Consider the following 22485-nt stretch of genomic DNA (forward strand, 5'->3'; position numbering starts at 1 on the left):
ATGTCCTCTCTTCAAACCCTAGACATCCTGGCCCGCTCGGCGACGACGACCCCGTCGCCCGAGGTCCGCAACCGCCCGCAGGTCCAGCAGGTCGCGAAGCTGATCGACGTGTCGACGTGCATCGGCTGCAAGGCCTGCCAGGTCGCGTGCATGCAGTGGAACGACCTGCGCGACGAGGTCGGCACCACGCACGGCACCTACGACAACCCGGTCGACCTCACGCCCTCGTCATGGACGGTGATGAAGTTCTCCGAGGTCGAGCCCGAGGCCGGCAAGCTCGAGTGGCTGATCCGCAAGGACGGCTGCATGCACTGCGACGACCCCGGCTGCCTGAAGTCGTGCCCGTCGCCGGGCGCGATCGTCAAGTACGCCAACGGCATCGTCGACTTCATCAGCGAGCACTGCGTGGGATGCGGCAACTGCGTCACCGGCTGCCCCTTCGACGTGCCGCGCATCAGCAAGGCCGACAACAAGGCCTACAAGTGCTCGCTGTGCTCCGACCGCGTGGGCGTGGGCCTCGAACCGGCCTGCGTGAAGGCCTGCCCCACGGGCGCGTTGCACTTCGGCACCAAGGAGGACATGCACGAGTACGCCTCGGAGCGCATCGTCGACCTCAAGGAGCGCGGCTTCTCGAACGCCGGCGTCTACGACCCGGCCGGCGTCGGCGGCACGCACGTCATGTACGTGCTGCAGCATGCCGACCGGCCCGGCCTCTATGCCGGCCTGCCGAAGGATCCGCAGATCAGCCCGCTGGTCTCGCTGTGGAAGGGCGTGGCCAAGCCGCTCGCCATGGTGGCGATGATCGGCGCCGTGGTCGGCAGCTTCTTCCACTACATGAAGACCGGCCCGATCGAGCCCAAGGAAGACCATCCGGACGCCGACCTCGACGGCAAGCCCGATGAGGTGGTAGTGATCGAGGAACCGCCGGCATCAGCCCGAGGAGAGACCCGAGGAGAGACCCGAGGAGAGACGCGATGACCCGCTACTACCTTCGCCGCTACCGCGATGCCACGCGCATGAACCACTGGTTCGTGGCGATCATGTTCTTCGCGGCCGCGCTCTCGGGGCTGGCCTTCTTCCATCCGGCGCTGTTCTTCCTCACCAACCTGTTCGGTGGCGGGCCGTGGACGCGCATCCTGCATCCCTTCCTCGGTGTGCTGATGGTGCTGGGCTTCGCGTTCCTGTTCTTCACCATGTGGCGCGAGAACATGCTCGACCGCGGCGACCGCGAGTGGATCGCCAACGCGCCGAAGATGCTCAAGGGCGACAAGTCGAGCATGCCGCCGGTGGGCAAGTACAACGCGGGCCAGAAGCTCGTGTTCTGGGCCTTCGGCATCAGCCTGCTGCTGCTGCTGGTCACGGGCTTCATGTTCTGGAGCCCGTGGTTCGTCCACTTCTTCCCGATCCTCGTGCGGCGCATCGCGGTGGTGGTGCATGCGGCCTCGGCCGTGGTGCTGATCCTCTCGGTCATCACGCACATCTATGCCGCGATCTGGGTCAAGGGCACCCTGCGCGCGATGACGCGCGGCACCGTCACCGAAGGCTGGGCCAAGCTCAACCATCCGCTGTGGCATCGCAAGATGACGCGCGGCGAATGAGCATCCACCCTGCATTGCGATCCGGGCGATTCGCTGTAGAGTCGTCCGGATGAGCAGCAGCCCACCGATCCGCACCACGCGCGTCCTCGAGCCCGAGCAGATCGCCATGCAGGCGGGGCGGCAGATGCCCTTCCTGCGGCTGCCGGTGCGCGCCGCCGCCTTCTCCGACCGGCAGCTGCGGCTGCGCCAGCTCGCGGCCTCGCACCCGATGCGCGAGTACCTGATCTTCATCGCCGACCTCGCGCAGGCCCAGCACCAGGTGCTGCAGGACCACGCGCCGGTCGCGCTGCCCGAGGCCGAGGCGCTCGAGGCCGCGTCGCGCGCGCTCAAGCCGCCGCTGCCGGCCTTCGGCTGGCCGCGCGATCCGGTCTGGCGCGCCGAGCTGCGCCGCCTGCTCGGCCTGTTCCGCGCGCGGCTGTCCGACGGCCCGGCGCGCGACACGCTCGACCGCGTGACGGCCGCCGACGACGACTGGCTCGAACAGCAGGCCGACCGGCTGTCGCGCCGCATCATGTTCGGCCTCGACCTCGCGGCCGCGCCGCTGATCGCGGCCGGCCTGCAGGTCTACTGGACACAGCTCGTGCTGCAAGTAGCGCAACAGCATGGCGAAAACATCTTCGGCCGCACCGATCCCGGCAACCTCTGCCCCTGCTGCGGCAGCGCGCCCACGGCGAGCATCACGCGCATCGGCGCGGACGAGGCGGGCTTCCGCTACCTGCACTGCGCGCTGTGCGGCACCGAGTGGCACTACGTGCGCATCAAGTGCACGCACTGCGAGAGCACCAAGGGCATCCACTTCGAATCGCTGACGCCCGAGCCCGGTGTCGCGCTGCCTGCCACCGGCGCGCGCGAGGGCGCGGTCAAGGCCGAGTGCTGCGACACCTGCGGCCATTACCTCAAGCAGATCGCGATGGAAAAAGACCCCGAGGTCGAACCGGTGGCCGACGACCTCGCGAGCGTCACGCTCGACCTGCTGGTGTCGGAGAACGGCCACCAGCGCAGCGGCCACAACCTGATGCTGCTGTTCGGCGACCCCGAAATCCCCGACGACGGCGGAGGCGGCTGATGAAGGCGCCCGAAGAGTCCGTGGTCCACGGCTCGACGGCAAGGCCCCAGGATCTGCCTTCTGTCGATCGACTGCTGCGCGCTCCCGCCGCGCAGGCCCTCGTGGCCGAGCATGGCCACACGCTGGTGGCCGGCGAGGCCCGCGCGCTGCTCGATGCCTTGCGTGCCCGCGCCCTGGCCGGCCAGTTGCCCGCCGCCGAGGTGCAGGCCGGCGCGCTCGACACCACGCTCGCGCTGCGCATCGCGCAACGCCTCGCGCCGCGCATGCGCAGCGTGCTCAACCTCACCGGCACCGTCATCCACACCAACCTCGGCCGCGCGCTGCTGGCCGATGCGGCGCTGCAGCGGCTGCTCGAGGTCATGACCTCGCCCAACAACCTCGAGTACGACCTCGCCACCGGCAGCCGCGGCGACCGCGACTCGCTGGTCGAAGACCTGCTGCGCACCATCACCGGCGCCGAGGCCGCGACCGTGGTCAACAACAACGCGGCCGCGGTGCTGCTGACCATCGCGGCGCTGGCGCGCGAGCGCGAGGTGATCGTCTCGCGCGGCGAACTGGTCGAGATCGGCGGCGCCTTCCGCATGCCCGACGTGATGGCCAGCGCGGGCGCGCAGATGGTCGAGGTCGGCACCACCAACCGCACCCATCCGCAGGACTACGAGCGCGCCATCAACGCGCGCACCGCGCTCGTGATGAAGGTCCATACCAGCAACTACGCGGTGCAGGGCTTCACCGCCGCGGTCGACGAGGCCACGCTGGCCGGCATCGCTCATGCGCGCGGCGTGCCACTGGCCACCGACCTCGGCAGCGGCTCGCTGATCGACCTCGCGCACTACGGCCTGCCGCGCGAGCCGCTGCCGCAGGAGATGCTCGCGGCCGGCTGCGACGTGGTCACCTTCTCGGGCGACAAGCTGCTCGGTGGCCCGCAGGCCGGCCTCATCGTCGGCAGCAAGGAGGCCGTGGGCCGCATCCGCAAGTTCCCGATGAAGCGCGCGCTGCGCATGAGCAAGCTGCCGCTGGCCGCGCTCGAAGCCACGCTGTCGCTCTACCTGCGGCCCGAGCGCCTCGCGCAGGACCTGCCGACGCTGCGCCTGCTCACGCGCCCGGCCGATGCGATCCGCGAGCTGGCGCAGGCGCTGCTGCCCGCCGTGCGCGAGGCCGTGGCGCCACGCTTCACGGTCGAGGTGGTGCCGCTGCTCGGGCAGATCGGCTCGGGCTCGCTGCCCATCGAGCGCCTGCCCTCGGCCGGCCTCGCGCTGGCACCGGCCGGCACCGCGAAGAAAGGCCTCGGCACCGCGCTCGATGCGCTCGCCACCGCGCTGCGCGGCCTGCCCCTGCCGGTGATCGGCCGCATCGCCGAGGACCGGCTGCTGCTCGACCTGCGCTGCCTGGAAGACAGCGCCCCCTTCTCGGCCCAGCTCGCCCTGTTGCGCGAGCGGCTCCAGTGATGTCCCGGAACGTGTTCATGATCTTTTCATGGTGCCCGCAAGGCAGCAAAGCGTCGCAATCTAGGCGCGCGCCGCCGTCCAGGCTGATGCCTGGACAAGGTGCGCAACGACGAGTGCGGCGCTTTGCTGCCTTGCCCTTCGGGTTGCCCCGCAAAGCTGGCATCTGCGGCGTTGCAAATGCTCGCCGGGCCACCAGCCCGGCTGCGCTTTGCGCCTTGCACCTGCCAGCTTTGCGGGGCAACGGGCACCATGAAAAGATCATGAACACGTTCTAAACCCCGACCTCAGGAGAATGCGATGAACCCGCTCGACGCGCTCGCCGATATCGACAAGGAAGTCCTCCAGCCGCTGGCCCCCCGCACCGATGCCGAGGCACGGTTCCCACGCGAGGCTATCGAGGCGCTCGGCAAGGCCGGCCTGCTCGGCCTGGTCTCGGCCACCGCGGTGGGCGGCCAGGGCCTCGGCCTCAAGGAAGCCGCGCAGGTGGTCGCGCAGCTCGCGCAGACCTGCCCCTCCACCGCGATGGTGGTCTGCATGCACTACTGCGCCACCGCGGTGCTCGAGCAGCAGGGCCCCGAGGCCGTGCGCAAGGCCGTCGCCGAAGGCCGCCACCTGAGCACGCTGGCCTTCTCCGAGGCCGACTCGCGCAGCCACTTCTGGGCCCCCACCGGCACCGCGCGCGCCGACGGCGACGGCGTGCTGCTCGATGCGCGCAAGAGCTGGGTCACCTCGGCCTTCGAGGCCGACAGCTATGTCTGGTCGAGCAAGCCGCTGGCGACCGAGGGCGCGAGCACGCTGTGGCTGGTCGGCGCCAAGGCCGAGGGGCTGAGCCAGCCCGGACGCTTCGACGGCCTGGGCCTGCGCGGCAACGCCTCCACGCCGATCGCGGCGAAGGGCGTGCGCGTCGCCGCGAGCGATCGCCTCGGCGAGGACGGCAAGGGCTTCGACACCATGATGGGCGTGGTGCTGCCCTGGTTCTCGGTGCTCAGCGCCGCCTGCTCGGTGGGCCTGATGAACGGCGCCCTGGCGCGCGCCATCGGCCACGTGAGCCAGACGAAGCACGTGCACCTCGACAGCTCGCTGGCCGACCTGCCCACCATCCGCGCCTACCTCGCGCGCGCCCGCATCCAGGCCGACATGGCGCAGGCCCTGCTCGACGACACCATCGCCGCCATCGGCGCGGGCCGTGCCGACACCATGCTGCGCGTGCTCGAGGTCAAGGCCGCCGCGGCCGAGTCCGCGCTGACGGTGACCGACACCGCGATGCGCGTGTGCGGCGGCGCGGCCTTCCGCAAGGAGGCAGGCATCGAGCGGCTGTTCCGCGACGCGCGCGCCTCGAGCGTGATGGCGCCGACCTCCGACGTGCTCTACGACTTCATCGGCAAGGCCATCACCGGCCTGCCGCTGTTCTGAGGAGGCGCCCGTGTCCGAACCGACGCTGATCATGGGCGCCGTCGCCTACGCGCCCAAGGTCGTCACCATCTGGGAAGGCTTCAAGGCCTTCTTCGCGCAGCACGGCCTGGCCTTCGACTACCTGCTGTATTCGAACTACGAGCGCCAGGTCGAGGCGCAGTTCGACGGCAGCATCCACCTGGCTTGGAACTCGCCGCTGGCCTGGGTGCGCGCCGATCGCATCGCGCGCGCCCGCGGCCAGCAGGTGCACGCCGTGGCCATGCGCGACACCGATTGCGACCTGCGCTCGGCCATCGTGGTGCGCGCCGACAGCCCGGTGCAGTCGCTCGACCAGCTGCGCGGCAAGACCATCGGCTTCGGCGCGACCGATTCGCCGCAGGCCACGCTGATCCCGCTCGACCACCTGCGCGGCGCGGGCCTGGTGCAGTCGCGCGACTTCCAGGCCCGCCTGTTCGACGTGCTCGGCGGCAAGCATGGCGACCACATCGGCGGCGAACGCGACGCGGCCATGGCGCTGCGCGCCGGCGAGATCGACGCCTGCTGCCTGATCGACGGCAACCTGCTGGCCTTCGGCCTCGACGGCACCCTGCCAGCGGGCAGCACGCGCGTGCTGGCGCGCACCGGCGCCTACGACCACTGCAACTTCACCACCAGTCCCGACGCGCCGGCCGCGCTCATCGAGCGCTTCGTGTCGCTGCTGATGGCGATGCGCTGGGACGACCCGCAGGTGCGCCCGCTGCTCGAACTCGAGGGCCTGCGCGAATGGCGCGCCGGCCGCACCAGCGGCTATGCGCTGCTCGAGCGCGCGGTCGACGACGAGCGTTTCTACGACGGCGATGGCCGCATCACCGCCACCGGCTATCGATATTGAGTCGCTGGGCCTCGACCAGGGCGCCCTGCTGCTCATCCGCCGCGCGCTGGCCGAGCGGCCCGTGGGCGGCGAGCTGCGCGTGCGCGGCACGGCACCGGCCTGGGAGCTGCACCTGGAGGCCTGGTGCCGCAGCCAGGGCCATCCGCTGCGCTTCGAGCAGGACGACCAGGGCATGACGCTCGCCCGCATCACGCGCAGCCCGCATGCCGAGGGCCGCTGGCGCGGCGCACAGCCCACCGGCCATGCGATTGGCGGCACCGAGGCCGATGCCCTGCCGGGCTGGGGCCTGGCCGCGCGCGGCGCCACGGTCGAGGCCGGCAGTCCCGACTTCTTCTTCTCGCTGCACCAGCGCCACGAACTCTGGGCCGCCACCGCGGGCGAGCTCTATGCGCAGGCCGCTGCGGCCCAGTGGGACCCGGCCACCGCCATCGACTGGGCGGCGCCGTTCGAACTGCCGCCGGCCATTGAGGCCGCGGTGGTGCAGGTGATGACCTACCTGATCGAGAACGAGAACGCCGCGCTGCTGGTGCCCGCGCGCCACCTGGGCCAGATCCATCCACACTTTCGCGAGGTGCTGCAGCTGCTGGCGCTGCAGTGCGCCGACGAGGCGCGGCACATCGAGGTCTTCACGCGGCGCGCCACGCTGCGCGGCCACGAGCCCGCGCTGTCGACCGCCGGCGGCCAGGCCTCGCTGCGCACGCTGTTCGAGGCGCCCGACTTCTCGATCGCCACCTTCCTGCTGGCCGTGCTCGGCGAGGGCAGCTTCGTCAACCTGCTCAACTTCCTGCAGGCCCATGCGCCCGACCCGGTGACGCGGCAGATCGCGCGGCTCGCCGCGCGCGACGAGGCGCGCCATGTGGCCTTCGGCATGGCGCACCTCGAGTACCGGCTGTCGGTGCAGCCCGAGTTCCAGGCCCGGCTGCGCAACGCGATCGAGCTGCGCTACGACGCGCTGGCCACCACCGCGGGCCTCAACGAGGAAGTCTTCGACGCACTCGTGCTGCTGGCCGCGGGCGCGCTCTCGCCGGCGGCCGTCGCGCGCGGCCACGCGGCCGTGCAGCAGCTGCAGCGCGACATGGCGGCGGGCCGGCGCGCGCGCCTCGCGCGGCTGGGCTTCGAGCGCGCCGAGGCCGAGCGGCTGTCCGAATTGCACACGCGCAATTTCATGTGATGCTCGCGCCATGATCATCGGAACCGCAGGCCACATCGACCACGGCAAGACCTCGCTGGTGCGCGCGCTGACCGGCGTCGACACCGACCGGCTGCCCGAGGAGAAGCGCCGCGGCATCTCGATCGAGCTCGGCTATGCCTACCTGCACGCGCCCGAGGGCGTGTCGCTGGGCTTCGTCGACGTGCCGGGCCACGAGCGCCTGCTGCACACCATGCTGGCGGGCGCCACCGGCATCGAGCATGCGCTGCTGGTGGTGGCGGCCGACGACGGCGTGATGCCGCAGACGCGCGAGCACCTTGCGGTGGTGGCGCTGCTCGGCGTGCGCGGCGCCACGGTGGCGATCACCAAGATCGACCGCATCGACCCCGCGCAGCGCGCGGCGCGGCTGGCCGAGGTGGGTGCCGAGGTCGAGGCGCTGCTGGCGCCGACGCCGCTGGCGGGCGCGCCGGTGTTCGCGGTCTCGGCCGTCACGGGCGAGGGCATCGAGGCGCTGCGCGCGCGGCTCGTGGCCGTGGCGCGCGACGAGCGCGCGCGCGAGCCGGGCCTGGCCTTCCGCCTTGCGGTCGACCGCGCCTTCACGCTCGCGGGCGTCGGCACGGTGGTGACCGGCACCGCCTTCAGCGGCGAGGTGCGCGTGGGCGACGAGCTGCGCATCGCGCCCGGCGACCGCGTGGTGCGGGTGCGCGGCATCCATGCGCAGAACCGGCAGGCCGAGCACGCGCAGGCGGGCCAGCGCTGCGCGCTCGCGCTCGCGGGCGTGGCCAAGGACGAGGTGCAGCGCGGCGAATGGATCTGCGCGCCCTCGATCGCGCTGGCCACCGACCGCATCGACATCGAACTGAGCCTGTGGCCCGGCGAGGCCAAGGCGTTGCGCTCGGGCACCACGGTGCATGCGCACCTGGGCGCGAGCGACACCATGGCCTCGCTCGCGCTGCTCGACCGCGAGCTGCTGCAGCCCGGCGAGACCGCACTCGCGCAACTGGTGCTGCGCGAGAAGATCGCCGCCTGGCACGGCGACCGCGGCGTGCTGCGCGATGCCTCGGCCACGCGCACCATGGCCGGCGCGCGCGTGCTCGACCCCTTCGCGCCGGTGCGCTACCGGCGCACGCCCGAGCGGCTGGACACGCTCGCGGCCTGGCGCCTCGACGCGCGCGACGAGCGCATCGCGGCGCTGCTGCGCCATGCGCCGCTGGGCCTGGAGACCGCTCAGGTGGCGCGCGCCCTCTCGCTGGCCGACGAGGCCGCGCTGCCACTGCCCGGCGATGCACAGCGCGTCGCCGGCACCACCATCGCGCGCGAACAGCTCGACGCGCTCGAGGCCCGGATCGTGGCGCGGCTCGACGACTTCCACCGCGATGCACCCGACGAGGTCGGCCCCGATGCGCGCCGCCTCAAGCGCCTGGCCGGCCCGCGCACCGGCGATGCGCTGTGGCGGCATGCGGTCGAGTCGCTGGTGGCGCGCGGCGCTCTGGTGCGCAGCGGCACCTGGCTGCACCGCCCCGACCATGCGGCGCGGCTCGGCGAGGCCGAGCAGAAGCTCGCGCAGAAGCTGCTGCCGAAGCTGGCCGACGGCGGCTTCGATCCGCCCTGGGTGCGCGACCTCGCCAAGGACTGCGGCGCGAGCGAGGCCGTGGTGCGCCAGACGCTCGCGAGCCTCGCGCGGCGCGGCGAGGCCTTCCAGGTGGTCAAGGACTTGTACTATCCGCAGGCGACGGTCGAACGCCTGGCGGCGATCGCGCGCGATTGCCTGCAGGGGCCCGAGGGCCTGCAGGCCGCGAGTTTCCGGGACGCGACCGGGCTGGGCCGCAAGCGCGCGATCCAGCTGCTGGAGTTCTTCGACCGGGTCGGCTTCACGCGGCGCGTGAAGGACACGCATCTGCTGCGGCCCGACACGGTGCTGTTCGAGGCACGGCCGTGAAGGGCCGTGCACATGGGAGGGGATCGTCCCTGGTGGGGCGGCCGGGCTTCAAACCCGGTGGGTGGCGCCAGTCGTCGCCGGGAAGGTTCGACTCCTTCCCCCTTCCGCCTTTTGGCGGGCATTCGCCTGCTGCGCAGCCCGATCTCGGCGCTGCGATGCTCGACGTACCTGTGTACGTCTGCGCTTCTCGCACCGACCTCGGGCTGCTCGCTACGGCGACTGCCCACCAAAAGCTTGGGCGATGGGCAACTATGTGGTCAAGGAACGACGCGCAGCGACGGGCCGCTGGCTTCCACTCGGCCGATGACGGCGGCGCGGTCGAAGCCCTCGTCGCCGAACACCTTCAGCACGACATCGACGGCCTCCGGCGCGCAGCTCACGAGCAGGCCGCCCGAGGTCTGCGGATCGCTGAGGAGCGCCTGCGCGGTCGGCGGCAGGCCGGCGGCGAGTTCGACCTCGGCGCCGTAGCCGGCCCAGTTGCGGCCCGAGGCACCGGTAACGAAACCGTCGGCGGCCATGGCCTCGACGCGGTCGAGCAGCGGCACCTTCGACCACTCGACGACGGCCGAGAGCTTCGCGCCGCGCGCGAGCTCGAGCGCATGGCCCGCGAGGCCGAAGCCCGTGACGTCGGTCAGCGCATGCACGCCCTCGAGCGCCGAGAGCGCGATGCCGGGGGTGTTGAGCTTCGTCGTGTTCTCGATCAGTTGCCGGTAGCCGGTCTCGGACAGCTGCTCCTTCTTGAGTGCGGCCGACAGCACGCCGACGCCCAGCGGCTTGCCCAGCACCAGCACGTCGCCCGCCTTCGCGTCGGCATTGCGTCGCACGCGGTCGGGATGCACGAGGCCCATGGCGACGAGCCCGTAGATCGGCTCGACCGAGTCGATCGTGTGGCCGCCCGCGATCGGAATGCCGGCGGCGCGGCAGACGTCCTGCCCGCCGCGCACGATCTCGGCGATGACCTCCACCGGCAGCTGGTTGATCGGCATCGCGAGGATGGCCAGCGCCATGATCGGCCGCCCGCCCATGGCGTAGACGTCGCTGATGGCATTGGTGGCGGCGATGCGGCCGAACTCGTAGGGGTCGTCCACGATCGGCATGAAGAAGTCGGTGGTGGCGATCAACGCCTGCTCGTCGTTGAGCTTGTAGACGGCCGCGTCGTCGGCGGTCTCGATGCCCACCATGAGCTCGGGCGGGATCAGGCCGCCGCCATGGTTCTTGAGGATCTGCGAGAGCACGCCGGGCGCGATCTTGCAGCCGCAGCCGCCGCCATGAGAGAAACTCGTGAGCCGCAGCGGCGCGAGCGGATTCAGCAATGAAGTCGAGGCAGGATCGGTCATGTCGAAGTCCGTCGAGGATGGAGCAGGCGCCATTATCGAAGCGCCCGCGCCGCCCCGCTCCATACCCCCCGCACACCCCTTTTCCCCCACCCGAACCGAAGGTCTTCCCATGAAAAAGCCCCTGCGTCTCGCGCTCGCGCTCACCCTGTCCCTCGCCGCCGTCGGCGCCTTCGCGCAGGGCGTGCTGCGCGTCTCGGCCATTCCCGACGAGGCGCCGACCGAATTGCAGCGGAAGTTCACGCCGCTGGGCGACTACCTCAAGAAGGAAACCGGCATGGACGTGCAGTTCACGCCCGTGACCGACTACGCCGCCGTGGTCGAAGGCCTGGCCACCAACAAGATCGACCTCGCCTGGCTCGGCGGCTTCACCTTCGTGCAGGCACGCATCCGCACCAACGGCGGCGCGGTGCCGATCGTGCAGCGCGCCGAGGACGAGGTCTTCACCAGCAAGTTCATCGTGCCGGTGGACAGCAACGCGAAGACGCTCGCGGACCTCAAGGGCAAGACCTTCGCGTTCGGCGCGCCCTCCTCCACCTCGGGCAGCCTGATGCCGCGCTACTTCCTGCTGCAGGCCGGCATCAACCCCGAGAAGGACTTCAAGACGGTCGCGTTCTCGGGCGCGCACGATGCCACGGTGGCCTTCGTGGCCGCCTCGCGCGCCGAGGCCGGCGTGCTCAACGCCTCGGTGTGGGACAAGCTGGTGGAAGCCAAGAACCCCAATGCGCTCAAGGTGCGCGTGCTCGCGACCACGCCGACCTACTACGACTACAACTGGACCGTGCGCCCGGGCCTCGACGCGGCGCTCACGAAGAAGCTCACCGACGCCTTCCTCAAGCTCGACCCGGCCAACCCGGCGCACAAGGAGATCATGGCGCTGCAGCGCGCGAGCAAGTTCATCCCGACCAAATCGTCGAACTACGACGGCATCGAGACGGCGGGCAAGTCGGCCGGCCTGATCAAGTAAGCAAGACAGAGGGACGGCGCGCATGGGTTTCTCGCTCGACGGCGTGGGCGTGGTGCACCCCAACGGCCAGCGCGCGCTGGCCGGGGTGAAGCTCGCGGCGCGTGATGGCGAACGCCTCGCGGTCATCGGGCCCTCGGGCGCGGGCAAGACCACGCTGCTGCGCGTGCTCGGGGCCGCGCTGCGTCCCGGCGAAGGCGAGGTGCGAACGCTCGACGCGCGCCCCTGGCAACTGCCGGCCGCTGCGCTCAGGACATTGCGCGCGCGCATCGCCACCGTGCACCAGGCACCGCCGATCGCGCCGCGGCTGCGCGTGGTCACGGCCGTGCTCGCGGGCCGGCTGGGCCAGTGGTCGAGCTGGCGCGCGCTGGCCTCGCTGTTCCACCCTTCCGACATGGCCGGCGCGCACGAGGTGCTGGCGCGCCTGTCGCTCGAGGACCGCTTGTTCGAGCGCTGCGACCGGCTCTCGGGCGGACAGCTGCAGCGCGTGGGCATCGCGCGCGCGCTCTATCAGCGGCCGGCGCTGCTGCTGGCCGACGAGCCCGTCTCCGCGCTCGACCCCACGCTGGCCGATGCCGCCGTGGGCCAGCTGGTCGCGCAGAGCGAGAGCACGGGCGCCACGCTGGTCGCCTCGCTGCATGCGGTGGACCTGGCGCTGCGCTGGTTTCCGCGCGTGGTCGGCATGCGCAACGGCCAGCTGATGTTCGACCTGCCGACCGCCGAGCTCACGCCCGCGCTGCTCGACGCGCTCTATGCCAGCGAGGGCGGCGTGGCACTGCAGCGCGCGCCGCAACCCGTCGCGGGCGAGGCGGCCTTCCAGCGGCCGGGCTGCGCTTGACCGCGAGCGCCGCCCACCGCGATCCGCAGGCGCGGCGCCGGCTCGGCTTCGGGCTCGCCGCGCTGGTCGTCGCGTGGCCGATGCTGACGCTGGCCGAGTTCAAGCCCTGGGCGCTGTTCGGCAGCGGCAACCTCGCGGTCATCGGCGGCTTTCTCGCGGGCTTCCTGCCGCCCGATGGCTCGCCCGCCTTTCTCGCGCTGCTCGCCAAGGCCACGCTCGAGACGCTGGCCATGGCCACGGCCGGCACCGCGCTCGCGCTGCTGATCGGTGCGCCGCTGGCCTTCGTGACGACGCGCGCGCTGTCGATCTCGCGCATCGGCCCCGGGCCGGGCCGCGTGCGCGCCGGCATCGTGCGGCAGGCGGCGCGCTGGCTGCTGATGGTGCTGCGCGCGATCCCCGAGATCGTCTGGGCGCTGCTGTTCGTGCGCGCGCTGGGCCTGGGCCCCGCGGCCGGCGTGCTGGCGCTGGCCATCACCTATGGCGGCATGCTCGGCAAGGTCTACGCCGAGATCCTCGAATCGACCGACACGCGCCCCGCGCGCGCGCTGCTCGAGGCCGGCAGCGGCCGGCTCGCGGCGCTCTGCTATGGCCTCTTGCCGCACACGGCGCAGGAGCTGGCCTCGTACACCGTGTACCGCTGGGAGTGCGCGGTGCGCGCCTCGGTGGTGATGGGCTTCGTCGGCGCGGGCGGGCTGGGCCAGCTGATGGACCAGTCGATGAAGATGCTCAACGGCGGCGAGGCGAGCAGCATCCTGCTGGTGTTCCTGCTGCTGGTGCTGCTGGCGGACGTGCTGAGCAACGCGCTGCGCAGGCTGCTCGCATGAACCTGCCGCCACGCCCACCGCCCTGCCTGCGCTGCCGCATCGCGCTGCTGCTGATCGCGGCGGCGGTGGTCGCGAGCTTCGTCTACCTCGGCATCGACTACCGCGCGCTGGGCTCGGCCGAGTCGCTCGCGCTCATGGGCAAGTTCATCGCCGAGTTCTTCCCGCCCGACCTTTCGGGCGGCTTCCTCGCCAAGGTCGGCCATGGCGCGCTGCAGACGCTCGCGGTGTCGGCGCTCGGCACGGTGCTCGCGGCGCTGGCGGGCGCGCTGCTCGCGCTGCCCGCTTCCGGCCGCGCCGGCTGGCTGCCGCGCCACACCGCGCGCTTCGTCCTCAACCTGCTGCGCAGCGTGCCCGAGCTGGTCTGGGCCGCGCTGATGGTGCTGGCCGCGGGCATCGGGCCCTTCGCGGGCGCGCTCGCGCTGGCGCTGCACACCACGGGCGTGCTGGGCCGGCTGTTCGCCGAGGCGCTCGAGAACGCGCCGCGCGAGCCCGAGCATGCGCTGACGCTCTCGGGCGCCGGCCCGGTCGCGGCCTTCAGCTACGCCAGCCTGCCGATCGTGCTGCCGCAGTGGGTGGCCTACACGCTCTACCGCTGGGAGATGAACATCCGCATGGCCGCGGTGCTGGGCTTCGTGGGCGGCGGCGGGCTCGGTCAGTTGCTGTACTTCCACCTCTCGATCTTCCAGCAGCAGCAGGCGATGACGGTGCTGCTCGCGATGTTCGTGCTGGTCACGCTGGTGGACTTCGCGAGCGCTCGCTTGCGCCGGGGACTCGGTCCCGCCTACGCCTGAAGCCTCGGGGCGACAATCGGGGGCATGAGGTTCCCGCCATGAGTCACCGCCAGCCCGTGCGGGTCGTCGACCGCCACGCCTTCGACACGATCATCGATGCCCGTTCGCCGGCCGAGTTCGCGCTCGACCGCATCCCGGGCGCCATCAACTGCCCCGTGCTCGACGACGAGGAGCGCCGCATCGTCGGCACCGTCTACGTGCAGACCGGCGCCTTCGAGGCGCGCCGCATCGGCGGCGCGATGGTCGCGGCCAACATCGCGCGGCACCTGCGCGACACGCTGGCCGACCGGCCCGAGAAGTGGAAGCCGCTGGTCTACTGCTGGCGCGGCGGCATGCGCAGCGGCTCGATGGTGACCTGGCTGCGGCTGGTGGGCTGGGACGCGCAGCAGCTCGCGGGCGGGTACAAGAGCTTCCGGCGCCACGTGATCTCGCAGCTCGACGCGCTGACGCCGCGGCTCGACCTGCGCGTGGTCTGCGGCGCCACCGGCAGCGCCAAGACCCGCGTGCTGCATGCGCTGGCCGCGCGCGGCGAGCAGGTGCTCGACCTCGAGGACTTCGCGCACCACAAGGGCTCGCTGCTGGGTTCGCTGCCGGGCGTGGCACAACCCTCGCAGAAGCATTTCGAGACCCGCATCGCGACGGTGCTCGAAGGCATCGACCTGCAGCGCCCGCTCTACGTCGAGGGCGAGAGCATCCGCATCGGCCGGCTCTCGCTGCCGCTGTCATTGGTGGCGAAGATGCGCGCCGCGCCCTGCATCGAGGTGGTGGCCACGCCCGAGGCGCGGCTGGCCTACCTGCTGCGCGACTACGCCTACCTCGGCGACGACCGCGCGGCGCTGGCCGGCCAGCTCGGCCTGCTCAAGGAACTGCAGGGCAAGGAGACGGTGGCGCGCTGGCAGCAGTGGGCGCACGAGGCGCAGCTGCCGCTGCTCTTCGCCGAGCTGATGGCGCTGCACTACGACCCCCACTACGAGAAGTCGCAGGAGCGCCACTTCAAGACCTGGGGCAGCCGGCGCCGCGTGGCCGCGGCCGACCTCGGCGATCAGAGCATCGAGGCGCTGGCCGACGCGGTGCGCGCGCTCGAGGGCGACGCCAGCCCGTCGGCATAGAGCACGCCGCGCGGCGCGCGGCACAGCCCCCACAGCCGCAGCCCGCTGAGCTCGGCCATGCGCACGCCCATCGCGGTCGGCGCCGAGATGGTGGCCATGGCCGCGATGCCGAGCCGCGCGCACTTGCGCACCAGCTCGTGGCTGCCGCGGCTCGACAGCACCACGAAGCCCGGCTCGCCGAGCCGCCCGGTGCGCGCGAGCCGGCCCAGCAGCTTGTCGAGCGCGTTGTGGCGGCCCACGTCCTCGAGCACCTCGACCAGCTCGCCCTCGAGCGTGGCCCAGCCCGCGGCATGGATCGCGCCGGCGCTGGCATTGAGCAGCTGGCGCGCGGGCAGCGCCGCGAAGGCGCGCAGCACGGTGGGCAGGTCGATGCGTGCCAGCCAGTCGTGCGCGGGCAGGCGTTCGGACGCGAGGTCGAGCGCGGCGAAGCTCTCGACGCCGCAGACGCCGCAGCCGGTGCGGCCCGCGAGGCTGCGTCGGCGGCCCTTGAGGCGCTCGAAGGCGCGTGTGGAGATCTCGAGCCGCACCTCCACGCCGGGCATGCCCTCGGGCAGGCCGGCATCGTGGGCATCGACCGCCTCGACCTCGATGCCGCGGCAGTCGTCGGCGGCATCGAGGATGCCCTCGCTGAGCGCGAAGCCCAGCGCGAAGTCCTCGAGCTCCTGCGGCGTGGCCATCATCACGGCATGCGAGATGCCGTTGAACACCAGCGCCACCGGCACCTCGGCCGCCAGCGTGTCCTCGCGCGCGATGCCGTCGGCCGGCGCGCCGGCCTCGCCATAGACGCGCACGCCCAGGCGCGAGATCGAGGGCAGCGGTGCGAGTTCGGTGTCGGTGGACATGGCGCGGGAGCGAAGGAGTGAGCGCCTATTGTGGGCCTGCCCGCCGCGGCGGGCCAGGCGTTCAGGCGGCGGGCGCGTCGCTGACGAGGGATTCGGCCAGCGCGCGGCCGGCGTCGCTGAGGCGCGCCAGCCAGCGCTCGCCGTCGCGCTCGACCGCGACCCAGCCCGGCCCCGGCACGCCGCCGAGGGCCGCGTCGCCCATCAGCGCGAGCTGGCGCATCAGCACGCTCGCGCCCTGGCCCAGCCGCTTGCCCAGGCGCGGCAGCGAGACGCTCTCCAGGCCCTCGGCCTCGAACTCGGCCAGCGCCAGCAGGATCGCGGCGGGCAGCGGCAGGGCGTCGTTCGCTTCGTCGGACATGGCGCGCGCGAGCCTCAGGCCGCGACCTCTTCGCCCGTGACCGAGGCCGGGCCTTCCTCGGCCTGCGCGAGGTGCGCCACCAGCATCACGGGAATCGACTTCGAGGTCGGCGTGCCCGCGTTCTCGGCCACCGAGGACAGCGGCACCAGCGGATTGGTCTCGGGGTAGTAGGCCGCGAGGTTGCCGCGCGGGATGTCGTAGGCCACCAGCTTGAAGCGGTCGGCGCGCCGTTCCTGGCCGTCGTCCCACACCGTGAGGATGTCGACCCAGTCGCCGTCCTTGAAGCCCAGCGCGCGGATGTCCTCGGCATGGATGAACACCACGCGGCGCTGGCCGAAGACGCCGCGGTAGCGGTCGTCCATGCCGTAGATGGTGGTGTTGTACTGGTCGTGCGAACGCGTGGTCAGCAGGGTGAAGACCTTCGCGTCGCCCTTGCGGCTGTGGCGCGCGCGGGCGCGGTGCACCGGCGTGTCGGTCGGCACCGCATGGGTGAAGAACACGGCCTTGTGCTGCGGCGTGTTCCAGACGCGCTCGCTCGCGGTATTGCGCAGGCGGAAGCCCCCGGGCACGGCCACGCGCGTGTTGAAGCCCGCGAAGTCGTCGAACACGGCCTCGATCTTGTCGCGGATACGCGCGTAGTCCTCGATCATCCAGAGCCACGGCGTGCGGCTGCGCGCACCGAGCGTGGCGGCCGCGAGGCGCGCGACGATGGCGGGCTCCGACAGCAGCTGCTCCGAGGCCGGCGGGTTGATGCCCATCGAGATGTGCACCATGCTCATCGAGTCCTCCACCGTCACGCCCTGCGCGCCGGCGGCCTGCATGTCGATCTCGGTGCGGCCCAGGCAGGGCAGGATCAGCGCCTCGCGCCCGTGCACCACGTGGCTGCGGTTGAGCTTGGTCGCGACGTGCACCGTCAGGTCGCACTGGCGCAGGCCCTTCCAGGTCTGGTAGGTGTCGGGCGTGGCGGCCGCGAAGTTGCCGCCGAGCGCGAAGAACACGCGGCCCTTGCCGTCGAGCATGGCCTGGATCGCCTCCACGGTGTCGAAGCCGTTCTCGCGCGGCGGCTCGAAGCCGAACACCTGCTGCAGCCGGTCGAGCAGCGCGGCCGGCGGCTTCTCCCAGATGCCCATGGTGCGGTCGCCCTGCACGTTGCTGTGGCCGCGCACCGGGCAGGCGCCCGCGCCCTCGCGGCCCATGTGGCCGCACAGCATCAGCAGGTTGACGATCATCTGGATCGTGGCCACCGAATGCTGGTGCTGCGTGATGCCCATGCCCCAGCAGGCGATGACGCGCTTGGCGCCGAGGTAGACCTCGGCCGCGGCGCGGATGTCGGCCTCGGACAGGCCCGATTCCTGTTCGAGCAGCTCCCAGGACTCGGCGCGCAGGTCGGCGGCCAGCGCCTCGAAGCCGGTGGTGTGGGTGGCGATGAACTCGCGGTCGAGCAGCGAGGCGCCGCTGGCGGCGATGCTCTGGTCGTCGCGCTCGATGACGTGCTTCATCATGCCCTTGAGGGCCGCGAAGTCGCCGCCCACGCGCAGCTGGTAGTAGTGGGTGCTGATCGGCGTCGAGCCCAGCGTGGCCATCTCGATCTTGCTCTGCGGATCCTGGAAGCGCTCGAGGCCGCGTTCGCGCAGCGGGTTGAAGCTCACGATGCGCGCGCCGCGCTTCGAGGCCGCGCGCAGCTCGCCGAGCATGCGCGGATGGTTGGTGCCGGGGTTCTGGCCGAAGATGAAGATCGCGTCGGCCTTGTCGAAGTCGTCGAGCGTGACCGTGCCCTTGCCCACGCCGATCTGCGGCCGCATGCCGCTGCCGCTGGGCTCGTGGCACATGTTCGAGCAGTCGGGGAAGTTGTTGGTGCCGTACTCGCGCACGAACAGCTGGTAGAGGAAGGCGGCCTCGTTGCTGGCGCGGCCCGAGGTGTAGAAGATGGCCTGGTTGGGATCGGGCAGCGCATTGAGGTGGCGCGCGATCAGCTCGAAGGCCGCGTCCCATTCGATGGGGCGGTACCGGTCGCTCGCGCGGTCGTAGACCATCGGGTGCGTGAGCCGGCCCTGGTCCTCGAGCCAGAAGTCGCTCTGCTGCATCAGCTCGGCCACCGTGTGCTTCGCGAACAGCTCGGGACCGGCGCGGCGCGCGGTGGCCTCGGCCGCCACGGCCTTCACGCCGTTCTCGCAGAACTCGAAGGTCGAGGCGTGGTTGCGGTCGGGCCAGGCGCAGCCCGGGCAGTCGAAGCCGTCGGGCTGGTTGGCCGACAGCAGGGTCTTCGCGCCCTTGATGGGAATGTCCTGCCGCAGCAGCGTGTTCTTCACGCTGCGCAACGCGCCCCAGCCGCCCGCGGGGCCCTTGTAGAACTCGATCTTCTGTTCGCCGATATCGCCAATGCTCATGCGACCGAGTGTTCGCCGCGCGCGCCGGGAGCGTCAAATTGAATCGGGACATGCTCCGATTCAAAACGGAAATGACGGGGCCCGCACCGGGCCGGTTCAGCCCGCGGCGCGCGGCGCCAGCAGCTCCTCGACGAAGCCGATGAAGGCGCGCACCTTGGCGGCCGGCAGGTGGCGCGAGGGATAGAGCACGTGCAGCGAGAAGCGCTCGTCGGGCCAGTCGGGAAAGAGGTCGACCAGCTGCCCGGCATCGAGCAGTTCCTGGATGCCCAGCGCCTTGATCTGCGCGATGCCCGCGCCCGCGACGCAGGCGCCAAGGATCGTGCCGGGATCGGTCAGCAGCAGCCGGCCCGCGGTGGGCACCTCGATGGCCTTGCGGCCGCGGCGGAATTCCCAGGCGAAGGGCTGGCCGGTCAGCGGATCGCGCACCTGGATGCAGACATGTTGCGTGAGCTCCGCCGGCTTCGCGGGCCGGCCGTGGCGCGCGAGGTAGCCGGGCGCGGCCACGGTCGCGACACGAGTCTCGATCAGCTTGCGCGCCACCAGCGAGGAGGCCGGCGGCGTGCCGAAGCGCAGCGCGATGTCGAAGCCCTCGCCCACGAGGTCGCCGAGCTGGTCGCGCGCGATGAGCTCGAGCGAGAGCTGCGGATGCCGCTCGACGAAGCGGTGGATGTGCGGCGCCAGCAGCAGCCGCGAGGTGAAGGCGTCGACGTTGACGCGCAGCCGGCCCTGCACCGCGCCCGCGGAGCCGCTGGCGCGCGTCACCGCGTCCTCGATGCCGAGCACCAGCGGATTGATGCTGGCGTAGAGCTCGCGGCCCTCGTCGGTCAGGCCCAGCGAGCGCGTGGTGCGGTCGAGCAGCCGCACGCCGATGCGCGCCTCGAGCCGCGCGATGGCCCGGCTCACGCCCGAGGGCGTGACGCCCAGCGCATCGGCCGCCTTGGCGAAGCTGCCGCTGTCGACGACGGCGGCCAGCACGCTGACGTTGGAAAGCAGTCGTCCGTCGAGAGCCATGGGTTCATCCGTGATTTGGAGTCATGAATGATATGAGCTGCACGGCATTTACTCAAAGGCTTGCGATTCCTAGCATTCACCCCGTCGCATTCGTTCAAGGAGAAATTACATGCATGCCATCACTGGAATCACGGGCAAGGTCGGCGGCGCCGCCGCGCGCGCCCTGCTCGCTTCGGGCCAGAAAGTCCGCGCCGTCGTGCGCGATGCCGACAAGGCCCGGCCCTGGGCCGCGCTCGGTTGCGAGGTCGCCGTCGCCGGGATGGAAGACGCCGACGCGCTGGCGCGCGCCTTCGCCGGTTGCACCGGCGTGTTCGTGCTGCCGCCGCCGTGCTTCGATCCGCTGCCGGGCTTTCCCGAGGCGCGCGCGGTCATCGCGGCCGTGCGCCAAGCGCTCAAGGAGGCGCGGCCCGCGCGCGTGGTCTGCCTCTCGACCGTGGGCGCGCAGGCCACGCAGCCGAACCTGCTGAGCCAGCGCTCGCTGATGGAGGAAGGCCTGTCGCCCCTGCCGCTGCCGCTCGCGCTGCTGCGGCCGGCCTGGTTCCTCGACAACCTGGCCTGGGACGTGGCGCCGGCGCGCGAGCGCGGCGTGCTGCCCGGCTTCCTGCAGCCGCTCGATCGGGCGGTGCCAATGGTCTCGACGCTCGACGTAGGCCGCGTGGCGGCCGAGCTGCTGCAGGAGGACTGGCAGGGCCGGCGCGTGGTCGAGCTCGAGGGCCCGGCGCGCGTCACGCAGCACGAGATCGCCGCCACCTTCGCGCGCGTGCTCGGCCGGCCGGTGCAGGCCGAGGCCGTGCCGCGCCAGACCTGGGGCGCGCTGTTCCGCGAACAGGGCATGCGCGACCCGGTGCCGCGCATCCAGATGCTCGACGGCTTCAACGAGGGCTGGATCGCGTTCGAGGGCGACGATGCCTCGGTGCGCAAGGGGCGCGTGACGCTCGAGGACGTGGTGCGCCAGCTCGTGGCCGGCTGAGCCAGCTCAGGCGCCCGGCGCGTCCTGCATCAGCAGCCCGCGCAGCTTGCTGCGCAGCGGCGTGTCCTCGACGGCCGGCACGCCGGCCGCCTCGCGCAGCGAGAGCTCGCGGCTCTCGGCCGTGTGCAGGTCGATCTCGCGCACCACCTGGCCGTCCTTGTAGACGAAAGCCACGTCGGCCAGCGCGAGCACGTCCTCGATGTCGTGCGTGATCATCAGCACCGGAATGCCCCAGGCGCGGCGCACCTCGGCGAGTTCTTCGCGCAGCTCGGCGCGCAGCATCGGGTTGAGCGCGGCGAAGGGTTCGTCGAGTAGCAGCACCTGCGGCCGGCAGGCCAGCGCGCGCGCCAGCGCCACGCGCTGCTGCTGGCCGCCCGAGAGCTTCTGCGGCCGGCTGTCGGCCAGCGCGGCGAGGCCGAAGCGATCGAGCAGCGACTGCACGTTGTCGGCCTCCTCGCTCGGCAGGCGCCGGCGGCGCCAGGAGGTCAGGCCGAAGGCCACGTTCTCGCGCACCGAGAGGTGCGGGAACAGCGCGTAGTTCTGGAACAGGTAGCCCACGCGCCGCTCGGAGGCCGGCACGTCGATGCCGCCGGCGGCGTCGTAGAGCGTGCGGCCGTCGAGCCGCACGTGGCCGCCCGCGGGGCGCAGCAGGCCGGCGATGGCCTGCAGGGTCAGCGACTTGCCGGCACCCGAGGGACCGTAGAGCGCGGCGAAGGGAACGTCGGTCGAGAAGCGCGCGGCCAGGTCGAAGCGGCGGCTGCCGTCGGTGACCGTGAGCTTCAGATCGACATCAATCATGGTTTGCCGAAACCATAGCGCGTGAGCACCTCCTGTGCCGCGTCGCTCGAGAGGAAATCGATGAAATCCTTGGCCACGGCCTTCTGCTTGCTCTCGGCCACCACGGCGATCGGGTAGGTCACGGGGCTGTTGCCGCTGGGCGTGAGCACGATCTTGACCTTGTCGCCCATCACGGCCGCGTCGGTGCGGTAGACGAAGCCGGCCTCGACCTCGCCGCGGCCCACGTAGTCGAGCACCTGGCGCACGCTGTCGGCCTGCACGAACTTGGGCTCGAGCGTGGTCCAGAGGTTGGCGGCGTCGAGCACCTGCTTGGTGTAGCGGCCGACCGGCACGGTCGCGGTCTTGCCGACGGCGATCTTCTTCACGGCCGGGCCGGCCAGGTCCTGCAGGCTCTTGACGCCCACGCCGTCCTTCGACGGCTCGATCAGCACCAGGCTGTTGCTGACGAAGTTCTTGCGCGTGTCGGTGTCGATGTGCTTCTGCTCGACGCCGCGGTTCATGGTCTCCTGGTCCGCGCTCGCGAACACGTCGACCGGCGCGCCCTGGCCGATCTGCTGCAGCAGCACGCCCGAGGCGGCGAAGTTGAAGCGCACCGTGGTGCCGGCCTTGGCGGCCTCGAACTTGGGACCGATCTCCTTGAAGGCATCGGTCAGGCTGGCCGCGGCCGAGACGGTGATCTGCTGCGCGGCGGCCCCGATCGGGATCGCCAGGGCGAGGACGGAAGCGAGGGCGAGGGACGACAAGGCGCGGATGGAACGCATGCGAAGCTCCTGG

General features: G+C 71.7%; 21 protein-coding genes and 1 tRNA gene. 15 read left to right on the top strand and 7 right to left on the bottom strand.

The annotated features are described in order from the left end of the window. The 9 genes from fdxH to BM109_RS04420 all read left to right on the top strand — a co-directional run bounded on the left by fdxH (position 1) and on the right by BM109_RS04420 (position 9592). Positions 1–978, top strand: coding sequence for a formate dehydrogenase subunit beta (gene fdxH / locus BM109_RS04380; protein ID WP_093340868.1), 978 nt, complete (start codon positions 1–3; stop codon positions 976–978). Continuing rightward, positions 975–1598 carry a formate dehydrogenase subunit gamma gene (locus BM109_RS04385; RefSeq protein ID WP_093340870.1) on the top strand — a complete coding sequence of 208 codons (624 nt, stop codon included), beginning with the start codon at positions 975–977 and terminating at the stop codon, positions 1596–1598. Before fdxH ends, BM109_RS04385 begins: the two co-directional genes overlap by 4 nt. A gap of 49 nt (positions 1599–1647) precedes the next feature. Further along, positions 1648–2664, top strand: coding sequence for a formate dehydrogenase accessory protein FdhE (gene fdhE, locus BM109_RS04390; protein WP_093340872.1), 1017 nt, complete (start codon positions 1648–1650; stop codon positions 2662–2664). After that, positions 2664–4112, top strand: coding sequence for an L-seryl-tRNA(Sec) selenium transferase (gene selA, locus BM109_RS04395; protein ID WP_093340875.1), 1449 nt, complete (start codon positions 2664–2666; stop codon positions 4110–4112). The genes fdhE and selA overlap by 1 nt, the downstream gene beginning before the upstream one ends. A 297-nt stretch (positions 4113–4409) precedes the next feature. Next, entirely contained in the window at positions 4410–5525 is a 1116-nt protein-coding gene (locus BM109_RS04400) for an acyl-CoA dehydrogenase family protein (protein WP_093340877.1), read from the top strand. Positions 5526–5535: 10 nt separating this feature from the next. Then, entirely contained in the window at positions 5536–6396 is an 861-nt protein-coding gene (locus tag BM109_RS04405) for a phosphate/phosphite/phosphonate ABC transporter substrate-binding protein (RefSeq protein WP_256222341.1), read from the top strand. Further along, positions 6362–7567, top strand: coding sequence for a diiron oxygenase (locus BM109_RS04410; protein WP_093340879.1), 1206 nt, complete (start codon positions 6362–6364; stop codon positions 7565–7567). Before BM109_RS04405 ends, BM109_RS04410 begins: the two co-directional genes overlap by 35 nt. 10 nt (positions 7568–7577) lie before the next feature. After that, positions 7578–9485 (top strand): selenocysteine-specific translation elongation factor, encoded by a 1908-nt coding sequence (selB, locus tag BM109_RS04415; RefSeq protein WP_093340881.1) that lies wholly within the window; start codon positions 7578–7580, stop codon positions 9483–9485. Positions 9486–9499: 14 nt separating this feature from the next. Further along, positions 9500–9592: transfer RNA gene (locus BM109_RS04420), tRNA-Sec, on the top strand. Positions 9593–9742: 150 nt separating this feature from the next. Here BM109_RS04420 and selD read toward each other — a convergent pair. Then, positions 9743–10822 carry a selenide, water dikinase SelD gene (selD, locus tag BM109_RS04425; RefSeq protein WP_093340883.1) on the bottom strand — a complete coding sequence of 360 codons (1080 nt, stop codon included), beginning with the start codon at positions 10820–10822 and terminating at the stop codon, positions 9743–9745. Between the two features lie 109 nt (positions 10823–10931). Here selD and BM109_RS04430 point away from each other — a divergent pair, with 109 nt between their 5' ends. From BM109_RS04430 to mnmH, 5 genes are read left to right on the top strand one after another with little or no spacing between them, the layout of a single operon-like run. After that, the gene (locus tag BM109_RS04430) at positions 10932–11786 is read left to right on the top strand and encodes a putative selenate ABC transporter substrate-binding protein (RefSeq protein WP_093340885.1); all 855 of its coding nucleotides are present in this window, start codon (positions 10932–10934) and stop codon (positions 11784–11786) included. A gap of 22 nt (positions 11787–11808) precedes the next feature. Beyond that, a complete protein-coding gene (locus BM109_RS04435; RefSeq protein WP_093340887.1) occupies positions 11809–12621 on the top strand; it encodes a phosphonate ABC transporter ATP-binding protein in 813 nt (270 codons plus the stop codon). Beyond that, the gene (locus tag BM109_RS04440) at positions 12612–13445 is read left to right on the top strand and encodes a PhnE/PtxC family ABC transporter permease (RefSeq protein ID WP_371268779.1); all 834 of its coding nucleotides are present in this window, start codon (positions 12612–12614) and stop codon (positions 13443–13445) included. The genes BM109_RS04435 and BM109_RS04440 overlap by 10 nt, the downstream gene beginning before the upstream one ends. Next, entirely contained in the window at positions 13442–14236 is a 795-nt protein-coding gene (phnE, locus tag BM109_RS04445) for a phosphonate ABC transporter, permease protein PhnE (RefSeq protein WP_218159346.1), read from the top strand. Before BM109_RS04440 ends, phnE begins: the two co-directional genes overlap by 4 nt. Before the next feature lie 38 nt (positions 14237–14274). After that, positions 14275–15345, top strand: coding sequence for a tRNA 2-selenouridine(34) synthase MnmH (gene mnmH / locus BM109_RS04450; protein ID WP_093340891.1), 1071 nt, complete (start codon positions 14275–14277; stop codon positions 15343–15345). Here mnmH and fdhD read toward each other — a convergent pair. From fdhD to BM109_RS04470, 4 genes are all read right to left on the bottom strand, one after another. Next, on the bottom strand, positions 15279–16187 hold the full coding sequence (gene fdhD / locus BM109_RS04455; protein ID WP_093340893.1) for a formate dehydrogenase accessory sulfurtransferase FdhD: 909 nt from the start codon (positions 16185–16187) through the stop codon (positions 15279–15281). The genes mnmH and fdhD overlap by 67 nt on opposite strands. Positions 16188–16248: 61 nt before the next feature. Beyond that, the gene (locus tag BM109_RS04460; protein ID WP_256222343.1) at positions 16249–16545 is read right to left on the bottom strand and encodes a hypothetical protein; all 297 of its coding nucleotides are present in this window, start codon (positions 16543–16545) and stop codon (positions 16249–16251) included. Positions 16546–16559: 14 nt separating this feature from the next. Beyond that, the gene (locus BM109_RS04465) at positions 16560–18917 is read right to left on the bottom strand and encodes an FdhF/YdeP family oxidoreductase (protein WP_093341255.1); all 2358 of its coding nucleotides are present in this window, start codon (positions 18915–18917) and stop codon (positions 16560–16562) included. 111 nt (positions 18918–19028) lie between these two features. Then, the gene (locus tag BM109_RS04470) at positions 19029–19943 is read right to left on the bottom strand and encodes a LysR family transcriptional regulator (RefSeq protein ID WP_093340895.1); all 915 of its coding nucleotides are present in this window, start codon (positions 19941–19943) and stop codon (positions 19029–19031) included. A 109-nt stretch (positions 19944–20052) separates the two neighbouring features. Between BM109_RS04470 and BM109_RS04475 the strand changes: the two genes are divergently transcribed. Next, positions 20053–20913: an NmrA family NAD(P)-binding protein gene (locus BM109_RS04475; RefSeq protein ID WP_093340897.1), complete on the top strand. Its 861-nt coding sequence runs from the start codon at positions 20053–20055 to the stop codon at positions 20911–20913. Positions 20914–20919: 6 nt separating this feature from the next. Here BM109_RS04475 and BM109_RS04480 read toward each other — a convergent pair whose 3' ends face one another. Together BM109_RS04480 and modA are read right to left on the bottom strand one after the other, a co-directional pair. Continuing rightward, on the bottom strand, positions 20920–21711 hold the full coding sequence (locus BM109_RS04480) for an ABC transporter ATP-binding protein (RefSeq protein WP_093340899.1): 792 nt from the start codon (positions 21709–21711) through the stop codon (positions 20920–20922). Continuing rightward, positions 21708–22472, bottom strand: coding sequence for a molybdate ABC transporter substrate-binding protein (gene modA, locus BM109_RS04485; protein ID WP_093340900.1), 765 nt, complete (start codon positions 22470–22472; stop codon positions 21708–21710). Before modA ends, BM109_RS04480 begins: the two co-directional genes overlap by 4 nt. Positions 22473–22485 lie beyond the last annotated feature (13 nt).

This window comes from Variovorax sp. PDC80 (assembly GCF_900115375.1).
GTDB lineage: Bacteria > Pseudomonadota > Gammaproteobacteria > Burkholderiales > Burkholderiaceae_C > Variovorax.